The sequence below is a fragment of the Sorangium sp. So ce394 genome, assembly GCF_051474665.1.
GTDB classification, from domain to species: domain Bacteria; phylum Myxococcota_A; class Polyangia; order Polyangiales; family Polyangiaceae; genus Sorangium; species Sorangium cellulosum_D.
The window spans coordinates 2,565,971-2,586,354 of the sequence record NZ_CP150339.1; the positions used below are offsets into that span (position 1 = coordinate 2,565,971).

A 20,384-nucleotide genomic window follows, 5' to 3' on the forward strand; every position below is an offset into this window, starting at 1 on the left:
GCCTTTCCCGATGAGCGATCCGAGCCCGAACGTCAACGCGCCGCCAGCTGTCCGGGACGCAGACGCCGACCGCCGCTTCCGCGAGTGCGCCCAGCGCCACGGCTGGGATCCGGACGACGTCTTCGTGGGGGGCTATGTCGCCTGGGAGTGGCGGCACAGCCGCCACGCCTACGACGACCTCTTCACGTCGGTCCGGGGCAAGAAGGTGCTCGAGTTCGGCTGCCACCTGGGCGGGACGTCGATCGTCCTCGCGACGCTGGGCGCCGACGTGACGGCGATCGACGTCGACCCCACGTACGTCGAGCTGACCCAGCTGAACGTCGAGCGCCACGGGATGTCCGACAAGGTGCGCGTCCTTCACGTCCCCGACACGACCTCGCTTCCGTTCGCGGACGGGGAGTTCGAGCTCGTCTCCTGCAACAGCGTGCTCGAGTACATCCCGCCCGAGCGCCTGCCGGCCGTCCAGCGCGAGATCGACCGGGTGCTCGGGCCGTGGGGGTTCATCGTGATCCTGGGCACGAGCAACCGCCTCTGGCCGGTCGAGCTCCACAGCCGCCGCCCGCTGATGAACTACGTGCCTCGCCCGCTGCACCCCTTGTTTCCGGGCCCGTCGGTCTACAGCGTATTTCCCTGGCAGCTCCGGCGCGGGTTCGGCGATTATGCGGACATCTCGCAGCAGGATCGGGGCCGGCTGATCGTCGATTTGAAGGCCAAGATGGGCATGTCCGGGCCGCGGCTCCTCGCCTTCTCCGTGGCGAACCGGCTGCTCGGTCCGCTGGGGATGCACGTGGGCTTCGTTGCCCCGACGATCACGATGGTTCTTCAGAAGCGCGGTGAGGGAGGAGCAGGCGATGGCTGACGGCAGGACGCGGGTATACATTACCGTGGACGTGGAGTGCGCCGAAGAGCGCATCACGGGCGACAGCAAATCTCCCGCGATGGGCTACGACCTCCGCATCTGGGGCCGCTTCGTCAACCAGCGCGAGCCGCTCGGCATCGAGCTCATCATGCGCGAGCTCGAGGCGCACGGTCAGCGGGGGACGTTCTTCGTCGAGGCGATCGGCTCGTACAGCTTCGGGATGGACGGCCTCACGAACGTGTGCCAGGCGCTGCACAGCCGGGGCCACGACGTGCAGCTGCACGTGCATCCGGTGCAGCGGCGCGCGGACTGGCACACGCGGGGCGAGGCCCGCGTCTCGGACGACATCGCCGACTACCCGGTCGAGGAGCAGGCGCGGCTGCTCCTCGAGGGGCGCGACCTGCTCGTGCGGGCGGGCGTCCCGGCGAGCGAGCTGCTCGGCTACCGCGCCGGCAACTTCGGCGCGAACAACGACACCTGGCGGGCGATGAAGCTGGCGGGGCTCGTGCTGAGCAGCAACTACAACCCCTGCTACTTCAACAAGAACTGCAAGATGCAGTATCCCGGCGCGCGGCTCGGCCTCTTCGAGACGCCCGAGAAGGGGGTGTACGAGCTGCCGGTCACGAACTTCATCGAGCCGACGAAGCGCTTCAGGCACCTCCAGATCACGGCGGTGACGCTCGACGAGATCAAGCATTGCCTCCTCCGCTACCGCGCCCTCGGGGTCAAGGAGGTCACGCTGGTGACCCACTCGTTCGAGTTCTACTTCCTCGACTCGGCGGAGGCGCGCCGCGGCTACCCGAACCGGCTCAACGTGGAGCGGCTCCGCGGGCTCTGCCGCTTCCTCAAGGAGAACTCGAGGGATTTCGAGGTCGACACCGTGGGCGCCCTCGCGCGCCGGCTCGCGGACGCGTCGCCGGAGGCCGACGAGAGCGAGCCGCCGTCGCTGCAGTTCCCTCACTCCAACGCCATCCACCACGCGCGCCGCGTCGTCGAGCAGGCGTACAAGCGCGTCGCGCAGCGGCTCACGTTCGGCTAGCCCCGCCCGCGAGCGCCGAGGGGCGCCCCGGCGAAGCGCGCCCGGCCGGCGCCTCGGCGCCGCGCCCGCGTCGGCCGCCCTCCGGCGGCGCGCCGGTGCTAAGGAGCGCGCATGCGGCTCATCGGACAGATCCACGTTTCGCTCAAGGGCAGCATCATCCAGCGCGACCCCACGCTCTGGGAGAAGCTGAAGCGCGGCTTCGGCGCCAGGCTGGACCTCGACACCGATCGCATGCGCGTCGAGCTGGAGGCCACCGCCGTGGTCGATCAGGTGCGGCGGGCGCTCGTCCAGCTCGGGGTCGGCAACGCGCTCTCGCTGGTCATCGACGACACCGTCATCTTCCAGGACACCGACGGGAAGCCGGACGACCTCCCCGATCTCGTCCTCGCGCTGTCCGAGCACTCGTCGGTGTTCGGGCGCGGCTTCACCGAGCTCAAGTTCGCCGCCGAGCACGAGGAGGCGGGGCTGCACCTCGTGATCGAGGCGCGCGCCCGCACCGAGCACGCCGAGGACGAGCCGGCGGGGATCGTGTCCGTCGGCGGGCGCCTGCGCGATCTCGAGCCGCGCGCCGGCGAGGGCGCGGAGGACTACCGCCGCCGCGTCGAGCCCCTCGCGAAGGACCCGGCGCTGTTCGAGACGGCGCGGCTGCAGTTCGAGTCGTTCGTCGGGCGGCTCGAGGGCGCCCTCAAGGCGGCGATGCCGGAGGCGCGCGTGGAGCAGCGCCACGCCGAGGCGCGCGTCGTGCACGCGCCCTCGGGCGACGGCGCGGCCGCCGGGCCGCAGCCGGCGAGCCCCACGCACCCGGGCTACGACCCGTTCATGGTCTATTACCCTCCGAGCCCGCTCAGCATGGTGCTGGACGTGATGCTCATCTCCTCGTTCATGCACATGCTCTCGCCTCCCCACGTGCTCTTCGTGAGCCCGGCGGGCATGCCGCTCGGCACCGCGCAGGAGGCCGCGGCGAATCCCGATCTCTTGAACGACGCCGATCGCGGCGACGAGGGCGCGGGCGACGAGGGCGCGGGCGACGAGGGCGACGGGCCGGACGACGGCGATCCGTGGGGCGATGACGGCGGCGGGCTCGACGACGGCGGCGGCGATCTCGGCGACTTCGGCGATTGAGCCGCTCGCGCCGGAGCCGCGGGCGCGGCCGCCGGCGTCGCAGGCGCGCGCCACGCCCGCCGCGCGCTGGCGTTGGCGCGCCGCCGCGCCGCCACGCCGCCAGCGCGCCGCCCCAGCGGGCGAGCGCGCTCGTCCGGGCATGGACGGCGAATGACGATCATGGTACGGCCCAGTCCGGCCGTGACCGGCGCTGGCATGGAAGTCCACTCGCGCCGGCGCATCGAAGGTCGCGCGCGCCCAACCCTGGACTGGAGAGCGCGATGAAGAAGAGCGAGGCGGCGCTGGAGAAGCAGCCGCAGGCGGCGAGCGGGGGAGATCCGGAGATCGCCCGCGAGGTCCGCACCATCATTGCAGAGCGATGTGGGATGAGCGTCGATGCCGTGACTCCCGATCTGTCGCTCGAGAGCGGCCTCGGCGTGGATTCGCTGGCGCTCATCGAGGTCAACGTCGCATTGGAAGAGCGATTCCAGATCGTGGCGCCCGATTTCGCGGCGCCGGATCAGGCGCAGATCACCACGGTGGGCGACGTGATCGCCTTCGTCGAGGCGCAGCTCGCGGCGCGGGGCGGCCGGGGAGGGGCGTCGTGATCTCCCCGCGCACGCGCGCCGAGCGCGAGGCCGCCGGCCGGACGCCCGAGGAGCAGCGGGAGCACGAGCGGCGGGAGGTCGCCGCCCATTACCAGAACGACCCGGAGATCTTCTCCATGGTCCTCGACAGCCGCCTCGCCTATGCGACGGGCATCTTCCTCGATCCCGGGGAGAGCCTCGAGGCGGCGCAGGAGCGCAAGTACGACTGGGTCCGCCGCGAGCTCGATATCCACCCCGGCGAGCGCGTCCTCGACGTGGGGTGCGGCTGGGGCTCGAACCTCATCTATCTCGCCGAGCGCACCGGCGGGAGCTTCCGGGGCGTCACGCTGAGCGACAAGCAGCGGCAGGAGGCGCTCCGCCGCGCCGACCGGGCCGGCGTCGCCTCGCGGGTCCGCATCGACCTCGCCCATATCGAGGACGTCGACCTCGAGCCCGAGTCGCTCGACGCGGTGCTCTTCGTGGGCAGCATCGTGCACATGCACAACCGCGAGCGGATCCACCAGAAGATCGCCGCCGCGCTGCGCCCGGGCGGCAGGCTGCTCATCTCCGACTGCTATTTCCCGGCGCGCGCCCGCGGCGACCGGGAGAGCTCCGCCACGCAGTACATCTTCGTCCAGGCGCTCGGCTACTGCCGCCTGATCTCGCTCGCCGAGGAGCTCGGGATGATCGAGCAGGCCGGCCTCGATGTCCGGCGCGTCGAGGACCTCACGAGCTCGTACGTGCACACGGTCGCCCGGTGGATCGACAACGTGCGCGCGAACCGCGCCCGGATCGACGCGCGCGCGCCCGGCTTCTCGCGGCTGCTCCAGACGTACATGACCGTGGGCCGGCTCTCGTTCGCGCGCCGCACCGCGCTCGAGTACATGATCGTGGCGACGAAGGGCGGCGGCCGCGAGCGCCTCGGCGTCGCGCCCTCTCCCGAGCCGGGGCGCGCGCCGTGAGCGCCGTGAAGGGTGGAGTCGCCGCGCGGACGGTCGCGGGCCTGCTCCGGGCGCGCGCCGAGGCCACGCCGGATCGGTTCGGCTTCTACCACAAGCAGCAAGGCGAGTTCGTCGGCTGGACGTGGGCGGAGTACTGGCGCCGCGCGCGCGCGGCGGCGTCGGGGCTGCTCGCGGCGGGCGTGCGCCCGGGCGACCGCGTGCTCATGCTCGTGACGGACGTCGAGGTGGCGGTGCCGTGCCTCTTCGGCGTCTGGGTGCTCGGCGCGGTGCCGATCCAGGTCGGGGTGCCGTACCGGCTCACCGACGTGGCGGCGTTCCTCGGCGAGCTCCGGCGGACGGCCGCCCGGGTCGGCGCCCGCGCGCTCGTGGTCTCGTCGGCGCTGCTCGGCTTCGCGCAGGGCGAGGGCGGCGCGGACGGCCTCACGCAGCTCGCCGCCGAGCCGCTGCTCGACGCGCCGCTCGATGCCTCGCTGCCCGATCCGGACCGCGCGCCCGGCCCCGCGCTCATCCAGCTCACGAGCGGCAGCACCGGGCACCCGCGCGGCGTGGTCATCCCGCACGAGCGGCTCATGCTGCACCTCGACGCGATGAGCCAGCGGCTCCCGGTGCGCGGCGAGGGCGCGGGGGGCGTGTCGTGGCTGCCGCTCCACCACGACATGGGGCTCGTCGGCGGGCTGCTCTTCCCGCTCTTCAACGACTTCCCCGTGCACATGCTCTCGCCGCTCGAGTTCCGGACGCGGCCGTTCTCGTGGCTCGCGGAGATGTCGCGCATCCGGGGCGCCATCTCGCTCGGGCCGCCCAGCGCCTACGCCATCTGCGTCGGGCTCGCCCGCCGCGCCGTCGAGGCGGGCCTCGATCTCGGCGCGTGGCGGTGCGCGATGGTCGGCGCCGAGCCGATCGCCCCCGCCTTGCTCCGCCGCTTCGCCGAGGCGTTCGCGCCGTGCGGCTTCCGCCTCGAGGCGTTCTTCCCGGTCTACGGGCTCGCCGAGGCGACGGTCGCCGTGACCTTCCCCGATCTGCTCGCCGAGCCGCGCGTGCTCACGGTGGATCGCGGCCTGCTCGAGCGCGAGGGCCGCGTCGAGGAGGCCGCGCCGGGGCCGCTGTCGCTGGAGCTCGTCGGCGTCGGCAGGCCGATCCCGCGCACGGAGATCCGCGTCGTGGACGCCGGGCGCAGCCCCGTCCCGGAGCGCACCGTGGGGGAGATCGAGGTGCGCTCGGAGACCGTGATGGAGGGATATTTCAACGAGCCCGAGGCGACCGCCGAGGCGCTCGTCGACGGCTGGCTGCGCACGGGGGATCTCGGGTTCCTCGATCGCGGGACGCTGTTCGTCACCGGCAGGAAGAAGGAGGTGATCATCAAGGGCGGTCACACGATGATCCCCGCGGTGATCGAGGAGATCGCGTCCCGGGTCGACGGCATCCGGGCCGGGTGCGTGGTCGCGGTGGGGCTCTTCCTCGAGGAGCGGCAGACCGAGGCCGTCTACGTGGTCGCCGAGACGCGCGCCGAGGCCTCCGAGCACGCCGGCCTCACGGAGCGCGTGCGCGAGGCGCTGCGGGCGAACGGGGTCACGGTCGACCAGGTCGTCCTGCTCCCGCCGGGCGAGCTGCCCAAGACGACGAGCGGCAAGCTGCGGCGCCGCGAGGTCGCCGAGCGGCTGCGCGCTGGGGGGCCTCGCTGAAGGGCGCCGGCCCCCGTGGGGGCCTACGGTCGGACTCGGGATGCGCCGGCAGCGCGCATCCGCGCTTCCGGGTCGAACTGCCGGTTTGCTGTTTCACCCTCGTCCAGAGGTCTTTTCCGTTCGCCTCAACGATGGACAGACGCGTCGCGGCGCGGCCGATTTCGCGGGCGCTGCAGCGCTGCGCGCGATAGATCCCGGAGCCGCTCTCCGGAGCCCAACCGAACGGGACCGTCCATGTTGCGTCGCCCGAGAGAACACTCATCGACCTGTCCTGCCCCGCTTTCGCCCGAGGCGCGCGCGTGGGAGCTCGAGCAGCTCCGGGCGCTCGGCCTCGAGGACGACGACTGGAGCTCGGACGACCAGTGCCCTTTCTGTGCGGGGCGGCCCCTGTCCTCGGAGAAGGCGCCGAAGCGCGCGTGAGCGATGCGGGGAGACGCGCGCTCGGCGGGCGCGCGCTCCCCGCTCGCTGAGGGTCAGGGCAAAGCGATGCGCGCCGTCTCCTGGTGAGCCTCGTCCGCGCTACGTCGCTCTTGGCCGCTTCCATTGTCATTGAACCACTGCACGGCGCGAACCAGCGAATGACCCCGGGGCGAGCGCCCGGGGCCGCGGATCACTCCGCGATCTTCGCCTTCACCCACTTGCCCGACTCGGTGAGGTCGTTGTCGGTCCAGTTGCCCATGGTGTTCGCCCTGGGCTTCAGCGCGGAGCACGCCTCGGCCTTGTCGCCCAGCGACCAGTTGGCCCAGCTGATGTTGTGCGCGTCGAGGAAGTTGAGCCAGGTCCCCGACTCGCCGAGATCGAGCGCGCCGTCGCCGCTGGCGTCGCACGTCCCCCACTCGGTCACGAACAGCGCCAGGCCCTTGTCCATCGCGCGCTGGGCCTTCTCGCGCAGCGTGTTCTTGTGCGTCGCGGCGTAGAAGTGCAGGGTGTACGCCACGTTGGGGTCGTTGATGCGGTTGTCCGCGGCGATGTCCGCGTCCTGCGACCAGTTCGGCGAGCCGACGATGACGAGGTTGTTCGCGCCCTGGCCGCGGATCTCGCCGATCACCGCCTCGGCGTACGACTTCACGGTCTGCCAGTTGTGCGTGTTGAGCGGCTCGTTGAAGACCTCGAAGATCACATTGGGCACGTTCTTGTAGGTCTGCGCCACCTCGCGGAAGTAGCTCCTCGCCTGATCGAGGTGGTTGTTCGCGTTGTGATCGTGCCAGTCGAGGATCACGTAGATGCCCTTCGCGATCGCCGCGTCGGCGACGGCCTTCGCCTTGGCCTTCTGGCCGCCCGCGTCTTCGAGGTACCCGCCTTCGTTCTCGATGCCCATCGCCGCGCGGACGACGGTCGCCTTCCAGTTGTCGGCGATCGAGTTGACGACGTTCCCGTTGTAGTAGTTGCTCCACTGGCTCCAGAACAGGCTCATGCCTTTGAGCTGGACCGGGGCCCCGTGCTCACCGACGATGTTGCCGTCCTTGACCCGGAGCACGCCGTGGCGCTCGACCGGCGTTCCGTCCGTGGGCACCATCCCGGTGCCCGTGCTCGTCGTCGACGACGAGGTCGTCCCGGGCCCCGTCGTGGTCGAGCTGACCGAGGTCGTCGAGCTGACCGAGGTCGTCGAGCTGACCGAGGTCGTCGAGCTGGCCGAGGTCGACGTGGTCCCCGTCGTCGTCCCCCCGCCGCCGCCGCCGGCGCCGCCGGCGCCGCCCACGCCCTCATCCGTCGACGCGTCGCCGCAGCCGATCAGCACGGCTGCTTGCAGGGCGACCGCCGCAAGGCCGAATGACCACTTCGACCTGCCAAGCACACCGCGAAATGAAACGCTCTTCATCATGTCCTCCAAGGGAAGTAACCGTATGGCGCGGCATTAAAAGGGCAGCTCAGCGCCGGTGGCAAGCCCTCTACGCGGTAAAAGTTAATAGAGACAACTAAGCCTTGGCATGTAGGCCATAATACCATGCTGCCGGGCGAAGCGCTCGTGGGTGAGCGGCCGTCAGCCACCGGGGAGGGGTGAGGCGGGGCCATCACGGGCGTCGATGTGCCCGAGCCGTGGTGTGCAGGCAACTAAAAATTTCCGCAAGACGCATGCCAGTCCGCTGGACCCGCGAATCGGGCGGTGTCGCCGTGCGTCCGTGGCCTGCGCGAGCCGTCTTTCCCTCCGCTTTCCCTCTTTCCCTCGGCTTTCCCTCGAGGAGCTGCGCAAGCTACCGCGCTCCTCTCGGTGGTCGGGCGACCACCCTGGTCAACCGCCCATCCATGCGCAGAGCGTCAATATTGCTCGTGAAAGCGATGACGAACGCGCCCGGGATGTCAAGCCTCGAGCGCGCCTGTCGTGGCCCTCTGTGCCGTCCTGGTCCACCCGCCGACCGGTGCCCACGTTGGCCACTGAGCTCCTCGCCACGACGGCGAGCGCTCCGTCGCCTCGGGTCACCTCGGGACAGGCACCGGCGGCGGCTCGTCGTCCGGCGTGACGCACGCCGACAGGTCGAACAGCATGAAGAGCAGCGCCTTCTCCTGGGCCGTCAGCTCATGGATCTCCCCGTCGCGGTCCTCGCACCCGCTCGGGAACGGCGCCCCGGCCACGTCGGTCGCCGCCACGTGGATGTCCGTGTACACGAACCGGCCGCATTGCTGTTCTTCCGGGGAGCCGATCGGCGTGTTGAACGTGAAGTACTTGACCCCCGCCCGCGCGTCGAAGGCCGGGTCGGCGTCGTTGTAGAGCCACCGCGTCGCGATCTCCTCGTTCACCGAGTCGACCCAGTGCTGCGGATCGTCGATCTCGATCTGCCCCGGCACGGTCGACGCCCCCACGCGGACGAGCCAGTCCCGGAGCGCCGCGCCCTTCGGGAACGTGGTGTCCACCATCACGGGGAGCCCGTCGTCGGGGTCGCTGCCCTCGTCCCAGTCCGCCGTCTCGGGGAACCGCTCCGGCCCGAGCCGCAGCCAGGTGTTGTGCCAGTGCGACGCGAACACGCGACCTCCCGCCGACGCGTAGTCGAACATCGCCCGCAGCGCCGCCTCGGGCTTGTCGGCCAGGAACGCCGACCCCTCGCACGACAGGATCACCATGTCGTATTGCTGCAGGTTGTCGAGCGACCCCCAGAACTCCCGCGCAGGGGAGAAGGCCGCCCCGCCGTTCAGCCCGTCGCGGTACCGGCTCGTCGCGCTGTCCCCCTCGATGGCGCGCCCGGCGAACAGGTTCACCCGCCCGTCGCCCGTCTCCGGCGTGAACTCCGACGCGTCGATACCCATCTTGTAGAGCAGGCACTCCAGCACGTCCGCGCCGCCGGTCGTCAGCGCGATCTTCGGGAGATGGCCCTCCGACGTGTTGCGCGGCAGCCGGACCTCCCCGTCGACGGTGGGGTTGTCGACGCACGCCTCGACCTTCGGCAGCGTGATCCGGCGCCGCCATTTGCCGAGCTGGACGACGAGCGGGATGTCCTCGCCGACCGGCACGTCCTCCAGCACGAACCGCCCCTCCGTGTCCGTCAGCGCGAGCGCGATGGGGTCCCCGGAGAGCGTCACGTTGCACGGCTCGCAGCTCGCCCCGTCGGCGATCGGATCAAGCTCCCTGTTCGGGACGTAAACGATGACGTTGTAGAGCGGGAGCTCGCCCGCGGGCGCATACACGGTGCCGCTCACCGTGGTCTTGCCGCCGCCCGGACAGGCGATCTTCTGGCACTCGAGCCCCTCGCACCCGCCGCTCCCGACGATGGATACGCCGCTCCCGGCCGGGAACGGGTCGCCCCCGAGGCCGCTCCCCGCGCCCTGATCCGCGCCCCCGCCGCCGCCGGCGCCGGAGCCGCTCGCGCTCGCCCCGCTCGGATCGCCGCAAGAGCACCCGGCCGCCACGGCCGGCGCCACGGCCGCCGCGGCCAGGAGCCATCCGGCGATGTTACGCAGCTTCACCATTCGAACCCTCCGGGCGCGGCGGGGCGAGGGCGCCCAGCTCCGCTCATTCCGAGGGTAGTCGAGGCGAGGGGGAGCCGGGAAGGGATAACCCTGCAAGAAGGGGAGCGGCGACACGTCTCGCCGTCTCCCCTCGATCTCGCCCTCTCACGCTTACGTCGCCGCGAGAGCGCGGCGGCGGCGCCCCGCGCCTCCGGCGCCGTTCGGCCGGTGCGACCCGAGCGGACCGTGAGGAGACAGGCGACAGCGGACCCAGCCGCCTTCGCGCGGACCACAGCGCCGCGCGATCGCGCGGCGACCGCCGCTCGTCGGCAGCGCGGCGGGCGGCGCTCGACAGCGCGGCGGCTGGCGCTCGCCCAGCCGTGTTCCGACATGGCGAGAGGCAGCCCGGCAGAGTAGGATGCGGCGCCTTGCAATCGGTCATTCCTGCTCCGTCTCTTCCTCGCCCCCGCCTGCTCGAGATCACCTGGCCCATCTTCAGCGAGCACCTCTTGCACATGCTCGTCGGGGTGTTCGGCGTGTGGCTGGTCAGCCGCCTGTCCGACGAGGCCGCCGCGGCGTACGGGCTCTCCAACCAGATCATGTTGACCTTCATGATCACCTTTCGCTTCGTCAGCGTCGGCGCGAGCGTGGTGGTCACTCAGTGCCTCGGCGCGCGCGACCGCGCCGCCGCGGAGCGGGTCGCGCGGGCGTCGCTCGCGGCCAGCATGTGGCTCGGCCTCGCCAGCTGCGCGGTCATCGCGGTCGGCGCGAGGCCCCTGCTCGAGCTGATGCGCCTGCCGCCGTCCCTGTTCCCGATCGCGCAGCCTTACCTGGTGGCGGTCGGCGTGATGCTGGCCTTCGACGCGCTGAATTTCTCGATGGGCTCGGTGCTGCGCGCCCACACGTACGGCCGCGACACGCTGCGCCTCATCATCGTCATGTACGTCGTGCAGCTCTCGCTCAGCCTGCCGCTCATGTTCGGTGTCGGCGCGTGGCCGGGGCTCGGCATGAACGGGCTCGCGATCGCCGCGGTGATCGCGCGCGCGTGCTCCTTCTGGATGCACCGGCGGCTGTGGATCGCGCGCCTCGGCATCCGCCCGACCTTCGAGGACTTCTGGCGCATTCGCCGCGAGCAGCTCCGCGAGGTGCTGCACATCGGCCTGCCGGGGGCGGGCGAGAACGTGGTCTATCGCATCAGCTTCATGATGATCCTCGCCATGGTCGCCGACATGGGGCAGACGGCGCTCACCACGCATACGTACACGATGCAGATCGTGCACTTCCTGCTCCTGTTCGGCATGGCGATCGGCTTCGGGACCGAGATCGTGGTCGGGCACCACATCGGCGCGGGCGAGCTGCACGGCGCCGATCGCCAGGTGCGCGGCGGCCTGGCGGTCGGGTTCGGCGTGTGCGTCACCCTGGTGCTCGCCACCGCGCTGCTCGGCCCCCGCCTGCTCGGCCTGTTCACGAGCGATCCGGAGGTGATCGCCACCGGCTCCAAGCTGCTCTGGCTCACCCTCCTCGTCGAGCCGGGCCGCACGCTCAACCTTGTCGTGATCAACGGCCTGCGCGCCGCCGGCGACGCCCGCTTTCCGGTCGGGTTCGGCGTCTTCTCGATGTTCGCCGTGGCCGTCGGCCTCTCGTGGCTGCTCGGCGTCCGCCTTGGCTGGGGGCTCGCCGGCGTCTGGGTGGCCTACGCCGCCGACGAGTGGGTCCGCGGGCTCGCCATGTCCGCGCGCTGGCACTTCCGTGGCTGGGTGCCCCACGCGCGGCGCACCCTCCGCCGCATGCGGCTCAACAGCCGCCCGGCGTGAGCGCCGGTCGATCCACGCCGCGCCTCCTCTCCGCTCCGCCCGCCTCGCGCCCGTCTCCGCGCCGAAGGTGGCATGTCCATTGCTGCACCTCGTCGCAAAGGAGATACGCCATGGCTCAAGACGAGCGCACGATGAATGAGCGAGCGCCCCAGAGCCCCGCTGCGAGCCCGCCCGGCTACGGCGGCCTCTCGGAGGGGACCGTGGGCGACCCGAGCGCAGCGGGGCAGAAGGGAGCGCCGGCGGCGCCCGAGGGGCGCAAGGGCGCCCCGGACGCGCGGGAGCAGGTGGCCCGCGACCAGGACGTCGAGGAGGGCGACGCGTCGGCGGGGCCCGTGGATACGCCGCGCGGGGGCGGCTCGAGCAACGAGGCGATCCCCGGCGTGTTCGACGGGAGCAAGCCGCTGAATCCGGAGTCGAGCGCCGAGCACAAGAGCAGCTGGCCCGACGAGGGCGCGACCGGCGAAGCAGGCGCGGGATAGCGGGCGCCGGCGATAAGGAAGGAAAAGGCGACTACCCTGTAGTAAAGCCCACCTTCTCGGTCACCGCCATGCAGAGCGCGGCCACGCCGCGCCTCGGCACGGTGACGAGCTTGCCGCCAAACGCGTCTCGCCGATCGGTGTAGAGCTTCGAGACCTTGTGCGAGAGGATGGTCGAGCTCCAGACCGCGACAACGTCGGCCCAGCGGAGATCGGCGTCGGCCTTCGCCGCGTTGCGGTGGCCCTCGCCGTCCACGATGCGGATGTCGACCTCGCCCGCGAGCAGCCGGCGCAGGTCCTCGGCCGTGCCCGGCCCCCCGCCGACCACGAGCAGCCGCCGGAGCCCCCGCGTGCGGAACGCCTCGATCATCGCGAGCGCCGCCCGCTTGTTCGCAGAGCTGCCGCACATGTCGCAAACCGCGTCGGTGCCGATCTCCACCGCGCGGACCCCCGCCTTCGCGGGGAGCCTCATGCAGTCGGCGCAGCGGCGCTCGACCGGCTCCTGCGCCGGCGCGGGCTCCGGCGATCGGGCGAGCGCCTCCTGCGCGCGCTCCGCGATCTCCGCGGGGAGGAAGTCCGCCGGGTGACGGACTTCCGCCGCGGGCGCGTTCTCCGCGAGCCAGACGAGCATCTCTGTTTCAGAAATGTTTAGGGATTTTGCGAGGTTGCGCACACGGACGGGTCGCGCCATTGCGCCGCGACTGTGACATGGGCGAGGCGGCGGCGCCCTCTCCTATCGCAAGATCGCGCGCGGCCGCGCACGGCCCCGGGCGCGGCGCCGCTCAGTCGAGGGCGGCGGCGCGGCGCAGCCCGTGGCGCTGGAGGAGGCGGTGGAGGTACATCCGGTCGAGCCCCGCCTTGCGCGCGGCGCGGCTCACGTTGCCGTTCGACCACTCGAGCAGGGCGGCGAGGTAGTCCCGCTCGAACCTGTCGATGATGGCCTCCTTCGCCTCCTTGAAGGGCATCTCGATGTTCGCGGCGGGCAGGTCGTGCGCGCCGCCCGGAGGCGCGGCGCCCTGGGACCCGGAGCCCGGCGGCCCGGAGCCCGGGGGCGCGGAGCTGCGCTCGGACGGCGCCGCCGCCCCCATGGAGGCGCCCTCGCCGAGCACCACGCGGCGCTCGACGTAGTTCCTCAGCTCTCGCACGTTGCCGGGCCAGTCGTAGCGCTTCATGTCCTCGATGACGTCGGGCGGGAAGAGGTGCACCTTGTCGACGGCGCCGAGCTCGTTCAGAAAGCAGTGGACGAGGAGGCCGATGTCCTCTTTGCGCTCCCGGAGCGGCGGGACGCGCACGGTGAGCACCGAGAGGCGGTAATAGAGGTCCTCGCGGAACCGGCCGTTGTTCACCTCGCGCTCGAGGCGCCGGTTCGTGGCGGCGATCACCCGGATATCGACCTTGCGCACCCGGCTCTCGCCGAGCCTGCGCACCTCGCGCGAGGCGAGGGCGCGGAGCAGCTTGGGCTGCATCTCCAGCGGCAGCTCGCCGATCTCGTCGAGGAAGACGGTGCCGCCGTCGGCCTCCTCGAAGGCGCCGGCGCGGTCGCGCGAGGCGCCCGTGAAGGAGCCGCGCACGTGGCCGAACAGCTCGCTCTCGATGAGGCTCGGCGAGATGGCGCCGCAATCGACGATGACGAGCGGCTTGTGGGCGCGGGCGCCGCGCTGGACGAGCTCGGTGGCGATGACCTCCTTGCCCGTGCCGTTCTCGCCCTCGATGAGCACGTCGGGCGCGCTCTTCGCCACGCGATCGAGGACGGGGAAGAGGCGCCGCATCGGGACCGACACGCCCTGGAGCGCGCCGAAGCTGACGGCGCGCGCGAGCTCGGTCTCGGCGACGGCGGCGGCGTCGCGGATGCGCACGACCGACTCGCCGAGCTCGATGCGACACTCGGGCAGCAGCGCGTCGGCGTCCCGCACGCGGACGCCGGCGATGGTCGTCCCGTTGAGCGAGCCGACGTCCGTCAGCCGGTACGTCGATTTCACGCGCTCGAGGATGCAGTGGAAGCGCGAGACGGCGCGATCGGCGAGGACGAGATCGTTGCTCTGGTGGGAGCCGATGCGGATGAAGTCGCCGTCGAGCACCATCGTCCGGCTCGCGGGCTTGCCCGCCTCGCGCTCGACGCAGAGCTCGAGGCGGGGCACCGCGAGCACCTCGGCCTTCATGCGGGGCTCGGTGGCGGCCGCGATGCTGGTCGGGCTCGGGTCGTCGGGCGTGGCGGGGGGACGCGACATGCGCGCCATCTTACGCGGGAGCCTCTGGCCGTTCCAGGTGGCCTTGCGGGCGGCTCACGGCGCGGCGTCGCTGCCCGCGGGCTTGAGCCACACGACGGTCGCGCCCCACCCGCCGCGCGAGGCCGGCGCGTCGCGGAAGCCCTCGACCGCGGGGTGGCGCGCGAGGACGCCCCGCACGACGCGGCGCTGCACGCCCTTGCCGCGGCCGTGGATGACCCGCACCTCGCGGAAGCCGCGCCGCTGCGCCTCGTGGAGGTACTCCTCGACGACCGAGGCGACGTCGCGCGGGGCGAACGTGTGCAGGTCGATCGCGTCCTCGATCGGCATGACCACGACGTCGTCGGGGCCGGGCGGCTCGGGCTCGGGCGGCTCGGGCGGGCCGGCGACGCCGTCGAGGTCGGGGGACGCGGGCGCCCGGGGCGCGGGCGCGCGACCGAGCCAGGCGAGGAGTCGGCGGAGCACCCGCGCGGTGTAGCCGAGCCCGCGGCGGCCGCCACCGGGCGGCGCGCGGGCGCGCCAGAGCGGCCCGGGCGTCCATAAATCACATTGCACATATGACACTCGTGGCTTATGTTGAGTGTGTCATGTCACTCCGCGGCGCCCTCCTGGGCTTCCTCTCGCTCGAGCCGACGAGCGGCTACACGCTGAAGCAGCGGTTCGACGGGTCGGTGCGCTCGTTCTGGTCCGTGACCCAGAGCCAGATTTACCGGGAGCTGCACGCGATGGAGCGCGAGGGGCTCGTCGAGGTCACGACGATGCCCGGGGACGGCAAGCCCGACCGGAAGGTGTACTCGCTCACGGAGCCCGGTCGAGCGGCGCTCAAGGCGTGGCTCGAGGAGCCGCTCGAGCCGCTGGTGCTGCGGCACCCGCTCTTGCTCAAGCTGGTGTTCGCGGCGCAGGTGCCGCCGAAGAAGCTCGACGACCTCCTGGCGAGGTACGCCCGGGAGCTCGAGGCGACGAAGAGCGATTATGAGGGGAGGCTGGGGGACCCGCGGATCTTCGCGCTCGCGCGATCCTCGCGCGAGCGCGACCTGTGGCGGCTGAGCGTCGAGCACGGGCTCGCGTGGTGCGACACGGAGCTCCGGTGGATCGAGCGCGCCCGCGGCGAGCTCTCGGCAGAGGGAGGAGGACAGAGGAGATGGAACCGAAAGGCAAAGTGATCGTGGTGACGGGCGCTTCCTCGGGCATCGGGCTCGCGAGCGCGAGGGCGCTCGCCCGCGAGGGCGCGCGCGTGGTCCTGGCCGCGCGGTCGGCGGCCAGGCTGTCGGCGGAGGCGGACCGCATCGCGCGCGAGGGGGGGAGCGCCGTGGCCGTCGAGATGGATGTCACCTCCGACGCGTCGGTCGGGGCGGCGGTGGCGTCGATCCTGGAGCGGCTCGGCCGGATCGATGTCGTCATCAACAACGCCGGCAACGGCGGCAAGATGTCGCTCTGGGAGTCGACGGACGGGGCGTTCACGCGCGCGATGTTCGACGTGCACGTGTTCGGGATGGAGCGCGTCACGCGGGCGGTCCTGCCGGCGATGCTGGCGCAGGGCTCGGGCACGGTCGTGAACATCGCCTCGACGGTGGCGTGGGTGCCCATGCCGGCCGCGGCGGCGTACTCCGCGGCGAAGGCCGCGGTCGTCGCGTTCTCCGAGTCGCTGCGCGGCGAGCTCGAGGGGCGCGGCGTCCGGGTGACCGTGTTCGCGCCCCCGCACACGAGCACCGCCGCCGGCGACGACTGGCCGCTGGAAGGGCCGCAGATCTTCGCGCCCGAGTGGGTGGCCGAGCAGCTCGTCGAGACGCTCCGCCGGGACCGGCGCAGCTTCCTCGCGGGCGCGTCCAACCGCAGCCTGCTCGTGCTCCAGCGGATCGCGCCGGGCCTCGCGGCGCGCATCATGAAGGACATCGGGCTGCGCGCCGGGGCGAAGAGCGCCGCCATGCGCCGCGCGGCCGCCTAGGCCAGCGCAGGGCCGGTCACGCTCCTCTCGCGTGATCCGGCGGTCCGCTCACGAGCAAGCTCAGCCGGAACGTCGCGCCTTCGCCGGCGGGGGAGTTCACGGTCAACGTGGCCCCGTGGGCGGCGGCGATCCGGCTGACCAGGTAGAGCCCGAGGCCGATCCCCGGCGCCTTCCCGCCGGTGACGAAGCGGTCGAAGATCCTCGGGAGGAGCTCCGGCGGCACGCCGGAGCCGTGGTCGACCACATCGATGTGGGCGCGCTCCTTTCCCTCGCGCAGATCGCTGCTGAGCTTGATGAGGACCCACTTCCCCCGGGGCGAGTGCTTGATCGCGTTGCTGACGAGGTTGTCCAGCGCCTGGCGGATGCGCGCCTTGTCCGCCACGACGGCGAGCTCCGGCGGGCCCTCGACGCGGACCTCGACGCTCGGGGACCCGAGCGCCCTGGCGGTGTCCTGCGCCAGCGCCACCAGATCCACGGGCGCCGGCGCGATCTCGAACAGCCCCTGCTCGAGGCGCCCGACGTCCAGCAGGTCCGAGACGAGCTGGCCGAGCCGATCGACCGCGTCGCTCGCCCGGTCGAGGTCGCGCAGGTCGTCGTCCCGGCCGGCGATCTCCGCGCGCCGGTGGAGCAGATCGATGCGGTTCATGAGCGGGCCGAGGTGGTTCCGCAGATCGTGCGCCACGACCGTGATCAGCTCCTCGGCGGCCTGGCGCCGGCCCTGCGCGACGGCGGCCGTGGTGACCTGCTCGACCAGCTCCGCCCGGTGCGTCAGGGCGCCGATCCAGCGCGACACGGCGCTCAGGAAGCGGAGATCTTCCTCGGTGAAGAACTCCGGCCGGGCGGACTGCGCGGAGACGACCCCTCGCCGCTCGCCCTCGACGACGAGCGGGACCGCGATGTGCGACCGGACCCCGAGATCGTGGACCACGCCCGGGAGCTCGCCGGGCGTCTGGTCCGCGTGCCCGGTGATGTAGGGATCGCCGGTCGTGAAGACCTGGGCAATCGAGCCGCCGTTGGCCACCGCCTGGACATCGAGGCCGAGCGACTGCTGGAGCCGGCCCATCGGCGTGTTGCTCGTCCCGGCGGCGCACAGCGTCTTCCTGCTGGGATCGAAGAGGAAGATGTCGATCTTGTCGGCGTCGAGCGCGCTCCCGAGGAGCTCACTCGCCTGGTTCAGCGATTGCCGGAGGTCGGCCGCGGGGAGCTCGAGCAGTCGCCCGAGGGTCGCCATCAACCTACCCTCCTTCGAGGGGGGTTCCATTCCGGACATGCTCCTTGTTTTCTCCGTCGACCGCTCGAATGCGTGTCCCGAGGTGCGGCCGGAGCCCCCGGCGTCCTCAGCAGCTCGGCTGCAGCGGGTGCAGCCCTCTGCTAACCCTAGCGCATGGGACTGCGCGAGTACTGGCGCAAACGCGACTTCTCCATCACACCCGAGCCGCGGGGACAAGAGGCCACCGCCGCGCCCGCCGAGGGCGAGGAGCGGGCCTTCCTCATCCAGAAGCACGCCGCCTCGCACCTGCATTACGATTTCCGCCTCGAGCTCGAGGGTGTCCTCAAGAGCTGGTCGGTGCCGAAGGGGCCGAGCCTCGACCCCGAGGTCAAGCGGCTCGCCATGCACACCGAGGATCACCCGCTCGAGTACGGCGACTTCGAGGGCATCATCCCGCGAGGCCAGTACGGGGGTGGGACAGTGCTCCTGTGGGACCGGGGCACGTGGGTGCCGCTCGAGAACCCGCACAAGGGATATCACGCCGGAAAGCTGAAGTTCCTCCTGCGGGGTGAGAAGCTCCGCGGCGGCTTCACCCTCGTGAAGACCCGCGGGCGGGATGACGACGAGGGGAGGAGCTGGCTGCTCATCAAGGAGGACGACGCGGAGGCGCGCGCCACGAAGGAGTACAGCGTCGTGGACGCCCGGCCCGAGAGCGTGGCGAGCGGGCGGCAGCTCGAGGAGATCGCCGCGGCCAAGGACCGGGTGTGGCACTCGAACCGGGCCGAGAAGGAGACCAAGAACAAGAAGGCGGCGGGCGGCGGGCGCGGGGCGCGGGGGGACGGCGGCTGGGCGCGCGTCGCGGGGCGGGTGGAGGGCGCGCGCGAGGCGGCGATGCCGCAGAAGGTGCGGCCGCAGCTGCCCGAGCGGCTCGCGGCGAGCAAGGCGAAGAGCAAGCCGAGGGGGGCGCCGGAGGGCGAGGGGTGGCTGCACGAGATCCAGGTCGACGGCCGCCGGATCATGGCCTGGGTCGAGGACGGGCGCGCGCGGCTCGTGGACGAGAAGGGGAAGGAGCAGGAGGGCCGTTTCGAGCACATCGCCGCGGCGATCGCGGGGCTCGGGCTGAAGAGCGCGCTGCTCGACGGCGAGGTGGCGGTGCTCCGGCGCGACGGCACCACGGCCCCGCCGCCGTCCAGCGCCAAGGCCGCGTCCCGGGAGGGCGAGGTGGTCTACTTCGTCTTCGATCTCCTGTACCTGGAGGGCCACGATCTCATGGCGTCGCCCCTCTCGGCGCGGAAGCAGGCGCTGGAGCGGCTCCTCCGCGACGCGAGCAAGGGCGGGGGCGCCCTGCGCTACGCCGATCACGTCGAGGGGTCGTGGGAGGAGGTCGTCCAAAAGGGGTGCCAGCTGTCGCTGAAGGGGATCGTGTCCAAGCGGGTCGACGCGCCCTACGTGCCCGGCCGCGGTCCGGGCTGGGTCCGCGCGTCGTGCAGCAGCGCGCCGGCCGGGGAGAAGGGGAAGAAGGGGAAGAAGGGGAAGGCGACGGCGCCCAAGACGAGCGAGCGCTCGGCGCCCAAGGCGAGCGAGCGCGCGGCGCCCAAGGCGAGCGAGCGCGCGGCGCCCAGCAAGAGCGCCGGGGCGCGCTCGCGGCAGGCGCGGGGCGCGGAGGACGGCGACGGCGCGTCGGTCGCGGGGGTGCGCCTGTCGCACCCGGACCGGGTGCTGTACCCGTCGCAGGGGATCACGAAGCGCGAGCTCGCGCTTTACTACGCGTCGGTCGCCGGCCGGATGGTGCCGCAGGTGAAGGGCAGGCCGCTCACGCTGGTGCGCTGTCCGGAGGGCGCGGAGAGCGAGTGCGTCTTCATGAAGCACGCGAAGGTGTGGGGGCCGTCGGCGCTCCGGCGCGTGACGATCCAGGAGAAGACGAAGGCGGGCGAGTACCTCGTCGCGGACTCGGCCGAAGCCCTGGTGTCGCTCGCGCAGATGGGGATCTTGGAGATCCACACGTGGAACTCGACGACATCGCGGCTGGAGAAGCCGGATCGGGTGGTGTTCGACCTCGACCCGGATCCCTCGGTGGCCTGGGAGCGCGTCATCGCGGCCGCCCTCCTGCTCAGGGAGCGCCTCGCCGAGCTCGGCCTCGAGAGCTTCGTGAAGACGACCGGCGGGAAGGGGTTCCACATCGTGGTGCCGCTCACGCCTTCGAGCGGGTGGGACGAGTGCCTCGCCTTCACGAAGGCGCTGGCGGGGGACATCGCGCGGCGCGATCCGAAGGGGTACACGATCGCGGTGTCGAAGGCGCAGCGGAAGGGGAAGATCTTCATCGACTACCTGCGCAACACGAGGGGCGCGACGTCGGTGGCCGCGTACTCGACGCGCGCCCGGCCGGGGGCGCCGGTGTCGGCGCCGCTCTCCTGGGATGAGCTCGGCCCCGAGATGCGCTCGGACCGATTCACGCTCAGGAGCCTGCCCGAGCGCCTGGCGTCGTTGCGGGAGGACCCGTGGGCCGGCTACGGGGAGGTCCGACAGAAGATCACGGCCGCGATGCGGCGCGCGCTGCGGATGCCGGCGTAGGCGGGCGGGCGCTCCGCGCGGCGCGCCGCGCGCCTCG

At 72.0% G+C, this 20,384-nt stretch carries 19 protein-coding genes; 13 read left to right on the forward strand and 6 right to left on the reverse strand.

Annotated features, from left to right (window positions below):
- Positions 1–10: 10 nt before the first annotated feature.
- The 7 genes from WMF33_RS09565 (at position 11) to WMF33_RS09595 (ending at position 6,647) form a co-directional block, all read left to right on the forward strand.
- Entirely contained in the window at positions 11–859 is an 849-nt protein-coding gene (locus tag WMF33_RS09565; protein WP_437336861.1) for a class I SAM-dependent methyltransferase, read from the forward strand.
- The gene (locus WMF33_RS09570; RefSeq protein ID WP_061628550.1) at positions 852–1,898 is read left to right on the forward strand and encodes a polysaccharide deacetylase family protein; all 1,047 of its coding nucleotides are present in this window, start codon (positions 852–854) and stop codon (positions 1,896–1,898) included. The genes WMF33_RS09565 and WMF33_RS09570 overlap by 8 nt, the downstream gene beginning before the upstream one ends.
- 111 nt (positions 1,899–2,009) lie before the next feature.
- On the forward strand, positions 2,010–3,020 hold the full coding sequence (locus WMF33_RS09575) for a hypothetical protein (RefSeq protein WP_437336862.1): 1,011 nt from the start codon (positions 2,010–2,012) through the stop codon (positions 3,018–3,020).
- 260 nt (positions 3,021–3,280) lie between these two features.
- Positions 3,281–3,607: an acyl carrier protein gene (locus WMF33_RS09580; RefSeq protein WP_061625706.1), complete on the forward strand. Its 327-nt coding sequence runs from the start codon at positions 3,281–3,283 to the stop codon at positions 3,605–3,607.
- Complete coding sequence (locus tag WMF33_RS09585; protein WP_061625707.1) at positions 3,604–4,548, forward strand: SAM-dependent methyltransferase; 945 nt, start codon at positions 3,604–3,606, stop codon at positions 4,546–4,548. The genes WMF33_RS09580 and WMF33_RS09585 overlap by 4 nt, the downstream gene beginning before the upstream one ends.
- Positions 4,545–6,227 (forward strand): AMP-binding protein, encoded by a 1,683-nt coding sequence (locus tag WMF33_RS09590; protein WP_437336863.1) that lies wholly within the window; start codon positions 4,545–4,547, stop codon positions 6,225–6,227. The genes WMF33_RS09585 and WMF33_RS09590 overlap by 4 nt, the downstream gene beginning before the upstream one ends.
- Before the next feature lie 234 nt (positions 6,228–6,461).
- Entirely contained in the window at positions 6,462–6,647 is a 186-nt protein-coding gene (locus tag WMF33_RS09595; protein ID WP_129573982.1) for a hypothetical protein, read from the forward strand.
- A 190-nt stretch (positions 6,648–6,837) separates the two neighbouring features.
- On the opposite strand, the gene WMF33_RS09600 is transcribed toward WMF33_RS09595, so the two are convergent.
- Entirely contained in the window at positions 6,838–7,743 is a 906-nt protein-coding gene (locus tag WMF33_RS09600) for a glycoside hydrolase family 5 protein (RefSeq protein ID WP_437336864.1), read from the reverse strand.
- Between the two features lie 10 nt (positions 7,744–7,753).
- Between WMF33_RS09600 and WMF33_RS09605 the strand changes: the two genes are divergently transcribed.
- Positions 7,754–8,086, forward strand: coding sequence for a hypothetical protein (locus tag WMF33_RS09605; RefSeq protein ID WP_437336865.1), 333 nt, complete (start codon positions 7,754–7,756; stop codon positions 8,084–8,086).
- A gap of 556 nt (positions 8,087–8,642) precedes the next feature.
- On the opposite strand, the gene WMF33_RS09610 is transcribed toward WMF33_RS09605, so the two are convergent.
- Complete coding sequence (locus WMF33_RS09610) at positions 8,643–10,127, reverse strand: carboxypeptidase regulatory-like domain-containing protein (protein ID WP_437336866.1); 1,485 nt, start codon at positions 10,125–10,127, stop codon at positions 8,643–8,645.
- A gap of 407 nt (positions 10,128–10,534) precedes the next feature.
- On the opposite strand from WMF33_RS09610, the gene WMF33_RS09615 reads away from it, so the two are divergent.
- Both WMF33_RS09615 and WMF33_RS09620 read left to right on the forward strand, forming a co-directional pair.
- Positions 10,535–11,920, forward strand: a complete 1,386-nt coding sequence (locus tag WMF33_RS09615) for an MATE family efflux transporter (protein WP_437336867.1) — start codon at positions 10,535–10,537, stop codon at positions 11,918–11,920.
- Between the two features lie 131 nt (positions 11,921–12,051).
- The gene (locus WMF33_RS09620; protein ID WP_437336868.1) at positions 12,052–12,399 is read left to right on the forward strand and encodes a hypothetical protein; all 348 of its coding nucleotides are present in this window, start codon (positions 12,052–12,054) and stop codon (positions 12,397–12,399) included.
- Positions 12,400–12,430: 31 nt separating this feature from the next.
- Here WMF33_RS09620 and WMF33_RS09625 read toward each other — a convergent pair whose 3' ends face one another.
- From WMF33_RS09625 to WMF33_RS09635, 3 genes are all read right to left on the reverse strand, one after another.
- Entirely contained in the window at positions 12,431–13,027 is a 597-nt protein-coding gene (locus WMF33_RS09625) for a hypothetical protein (protein ID WP_437336869.1), read from the reverse strand.
- 151 nt (positions 13,028–13,178) lie between these two features.
- Positions 13,179–14,624: a sigma 54-interacting transcriptional regulator gene (locus WMF33_RS09630; protein ID WP_437336870.1), complete on the reverse strand. Its 1,446-nt coding sequence runs from the start codon at positions 14,622–14,624 to the stop codon at positions 13,179–13,181.
- A 54-nt stretch (positions 14,625–14,678) separates the two neighbouring features.
- Complete coding sequence (locus WMF33_RS09635; RefSeq protein ID WP_437336871.1) at positions 14,679–15,086, reverse strand: Smr/MutS family protein; 408 nt, start codon at positions 15,084–15,086, stop codon at positions 14,679–14,681.
- A gap of 122 nt (positions 15,087–15,208) precedes the next feature.
- Between WMF33_RS09635 and WMF33_RS09640 the strand changes: the two genes are divergently transcribed.
- Both WMF33_RS09640 and WMF33_RS09645 read left to right on the forward strand, forming a co-directional pair.
- Positions 15,209–15,784 (forward strand): PadR family transcriptional regulator, encoded by a 576-nt coding sequence (locus tag WMF33_RS09640; protein WP_437336872.1) that lies wholly within the window; start codon positions 15,209–15,211, stop codon positions 15,782–15,784.
- Positions 15,763–16,566: an SDR family NAD(P)-dependent oxidoreductase gene (locus tag WMF33_RS09645; RefSeq protein WP_437336873.1), complete on the forward strand. Its 804-nt coding sequence runs from the start codon at positions 15,763–15,765 to the stop codon at positions 16,564–16,566. The genes WMF33_RS09640 and WMF33_RS09645 overlap by 22 nt, the downstream gene beginning before the upstream one ends.
- Before the next feature lie 16 nt (positions 16,567–16,582).
- Here the strand turns inward: WMF33_RS09645 and WMF33_RS09650 are convergent, their stop codons facing one another.
- Entirely contained in the window at positions 16,583–17,797 is a 1,215-nt protein-coding gene (locus WMF33_RS09650) for an ATP-binding protein (protein ID WP_437336874.1), read from the reverse strand.
- Between the two features lie 153 nt (positions 17,798–17,950).
- Between WMF33_RS09650 and ligD the strand changes: the two genes are divergently transcribed.
- On the forward strand, positions 17,951–20,347 hold the full coding sequence (gene ligD / locus WMF33_RS09655) for a non-homologous end-joining DNA ligase (RefSeq protein ID WP_437336875.1): 2,397 nt from the start codon (positions 17,951–17,953) through the stop codon (positions 20,345–20,347).
- The last annotated feature ends 37 nt before the right edge of the window (positions 20,348–20,384 follow it).